Below are 3,206 nucleotides of genomic sequence, written 5' to 3'. Positions count from 1 at the left end.
AACAAGCCAAAATAACAAAAATAAGATTGGAGTCACTGCTATGAGCAAAAGCCCTATAACTACCCATATACTTGATACAAGCACCGGAAAACCAGCAGCAAATGTTGCTGTTAAGCTATTTAAACTTACAAATAACGAATGGGTACAACTAACCCAAGGCAAAACCGATTCCGATGGGCGAATTACCGATTGGCTAAATACAGAAGTAGAATTTGCAACCTATAAGCTAGTATTTGATTTAGATAGTTATTACCAAAACCAACCTACCCCTGCGTTTTACCCAGAGGCGCAAATAACGTTTAGATTACAAGATACTAAACATCACCATATTCCGTTGTTGCTTAGCCCGTTTGGCTACTCTACATACAGAGGTAGCTAATAATGAGCACGCAAAACAATAATAACTTAACAGTAGTTTGTGCCGATATACTCGACTTTGTTGACGACCCTGCCATTGCTGGCGAAAACGCCCATCGTTTTTTTGAAAAAGGCGCATTAGTTATCAAGCACGGCAAAGTAGTTAAGCTTGGCTATGAGCAAGACATACTGCCTACAATTGATAAATCAGCGCGTGTTATCCGCCACGATGGTAAGCTCGTTATGCCTGGTATGATTGACACACACATACATTTGCCGCAAACCGAAATGGTAGGCGCGTATGGCGAGCAGCTTTTAAGTTGGCTCACCGAATACGCCTTCCCAACCGAAAAAAAGTTTACCTGTGAGCATTATTCAAAAGAGATATCTAACCGCTTTTTAGACGAGCTGCTGCGCAATGGCACAACCACTGCCCTTGTATTTGGCACTGTGCATCCGCAATCGGTTGATGCGTTTTTTAAAGAATCACAAAAACGCAATTTACGCATGATTGCCGGTAAAGTAATGATGGACCGTAACTGCCCTGACGACTTATCTGATTGCGCGCAAACAAGTTATGACGAATCTAAAGCCCTCATCGAAAAATGGCACAATATTGATAGGTTAAGCTACGCAGTTACACCGCGTTTTGCCCCCACATCAACCCCTGAGCAACTTCAAAAATGTACTCAGTTGCTTGAAGAATACCCAGACACCTACCTGCATACACACTTATCTGAAAACAAAGACGAGTGCGAATGGGTAAAAGGACTATTTCCAGAAGCCGAAGATTACTTAGGCGTGTACGAGCAAGCAAAAATGGTACGTAAACGCTCAGTATTTGCCCATAGTATTCATTTATCTGAGCGCGAGCTATGCTGCCTTGCAGATAACAATGCGGCAATATCGCACTGCCCTACCTCAAACCTATTTTTAGGATCAGGACTTTTAAATTTAAAAGCCTGTGAAGAGCACGGCATAAACGTAGGCATGGGTACCGATGTAGGCGCGGGAACAAGCTTTTCTATGCTACAAACAGGTAACGAAGCGTACAAAATTCAGCAATTACAAGGTCAAAAGTTTTCAGCATTTAAAGGGTTGTATTTAGCAACACTCGGCGGTGCTAGAACGCTCGATTTAGAAGGGACAATTGGTAATTTTGAAGCCGGTTGTGAAGCCGATTTTATTGTAATGGATTGTTCAGCAACCCCATTTTTAAAATTTAGAATACAGCATGCCAAAACCCTGCATGAAAAATTATTTGCAATGATGATGTTAGGCGACGACCGCTGCGTTGAGCAAACCTACATTATGGGTAAAAGTGTGTACAAGCGCGATGATAACAATCAATTTTCAGACACCCGCTCACCGGTATTAGAAGAGGCTTAACCGTTATGGAAAACTATTTATTTGAGCTTGCTCATTTAGTACTGCGTTATTTTCATGTTATTGCTGGTATAGCATGGATTGGCGCTTCATTTTATTTTGCATGGCTTGATAACAACCTACAAACACCACCGCAGTGGAAAATAGATAAAGGCATAAAAGGCGATTTATGGGCCGTGCATGGTGGTGGCTTTTACGAAGTGGCTAAGTATCAAAATGGCCCTGAACAAATGCCGCATACTTTGCACTGGTTTAAGTGGGAAGCCTACACAACGTGGATCACCGGTATATTACTATTTAGCTTACTTTATTATGTTGGCGCCGATGTGTATTTAATTGATAACAGTAAAAGTGAGCTAAGTAAATTTGCAGCTATTGGCGCATCCCTTGGTTTTATTGGCTTAGGTTATGGTGTTTATCGTTTATTGTGTAAAACCTCACTGGTCGAAAACGGCAAAGTGTTTATTGCTGTAGTTATTGGTTTATTAGCTCTGTGGACTTTTGGGGTTGATCAATTATTTAGCGACCGCGCTGTGTATATTCATGTAGGTGCACTTATTGGCACGTGTATGGTGGGTAATGTGTATCACATTATTATGCCAGGGCAACGCTATATGGTAAGTGAAGTAGAAGCCGGTAGAATCCCTGATTCAGCGCCAGGTTTAAAGGCAAAGCTGTGTTCTATTCATAATAACTACGCCACGTTACCCGTGGTATTTATAATGCTGAGCAACCACTTTCCTTACACGTATAGCCACAACTTTGGCTGGCTTATTTTAATTGCGCTGTTTGGTATTGGTATGTGGATACGCCATTATTTTAACTTAAAACATCAAGGTATTAATAAACCCTCAGTACTTGTAAGCGGTATTGCCGCCTTTTTTGCTCTTATGCTCGCCATAGCCCCTTGGCCCAGTACACCAACAAATGCAGGCGAAAGCGCGCCTTTACAAACAAGTATTACCGACGCACAAGCGTGGGATATAATTAGCAAACACTGTACTGGGTGTCACAGCGAAACACCCACCTCTGAGCTTTTTCAAGCAGCGCCACTTGGCTTTAAGCTCGACTCTATTAATGATGTAAAAAAGGCCAGCACGCTTATTCATACCCGCGCGGTTATAACCAAAGACATGCCACTGGCCAATATGACCAAAATGACTGACGCAGAGCGCGAAACGCTAGGCTCTTGGCTCAGCGCACTTAAAAAGGAGCAATAACATGAGCGAGCAATTTAAAAACTACCCGCGCGATTTAATTGGTTATGGCCCTGATGTACCACATGCAAATTGGCCCAATAAAGCCCGTATAGCTGTACAAGTGGTATTAAATTACGAAGAAGGCGGCGAAAACTGTGTATTGCATGGTGATGCAGCAGCCGAAACATTTTTATCTGAAATAGTCAGTGCCCCGCATGTAGAAGACCGCCATATAAGCATGGAATCTATTTACGAATATGGCTC

3 protein-coding genes and 1 pseudogene are annotated in these 3,206 nt (G+C 42.3%); all 4 read left to right on the top strand.

Annotated features, from left to right (window positions below; genetic code table 11):
• The coding region (uraH, locus tag L652_RS0101495; protein ID WP_253951839.1) for a hydroxyisourate hydrolase at positions 1 to 379 on the top strand (379 nt) is incomplete at its 5' end.
• 2 nt (positions 380 to 381) lie between these two features.
• Positions 382 to 1,746 (top strand): guanine deaminase, encoded by a 1,365-nt coding sequence (gene guaD / locus L652_RS0101490; RefSeq protein ID WP_024595279.1) that lies wholly within the window; start codon positions 382 to 384, stop codon positions 1,744 to 1,746.
• A gap of 5 nt (positions 1,747 to 1,751) precedes the next feature.
• Positions 1,752 to 2,963: a urate hydroxylase PuuD gene (locus tag L652_RS0101485; protein ID WP_024595280.1), complete on the top strand. Its 1,212-nt coding sequence runs from the start codon at positions 1,752 to 1,754 to the stop codon at positions 2,961 to 2,963.
• A gap of 1 nt (position 2,964) precedes the next feature.
• Positions 2,965 to 3,206 (top strand): annotated as a pseudogene (locus L652_RS0101480) (allantoinase); the annotation flags it as partial.

Origin of the sequence: Pseudoalteromonas sp. TB25 (assembly GCF_000497995.1) — a bacterium.
Lineage (GTDB): Bacteria > Pseudomonadota > Gammaproteobacteria > Enterobacterales > Alteromonadaceae > Pseudoalteromonas > Pseudoalteromonas distincta.
Note: the sequence above shows the minus strand (reverse complement) of the source record. Positions and strands in the feature narration are given on the sequence as shown.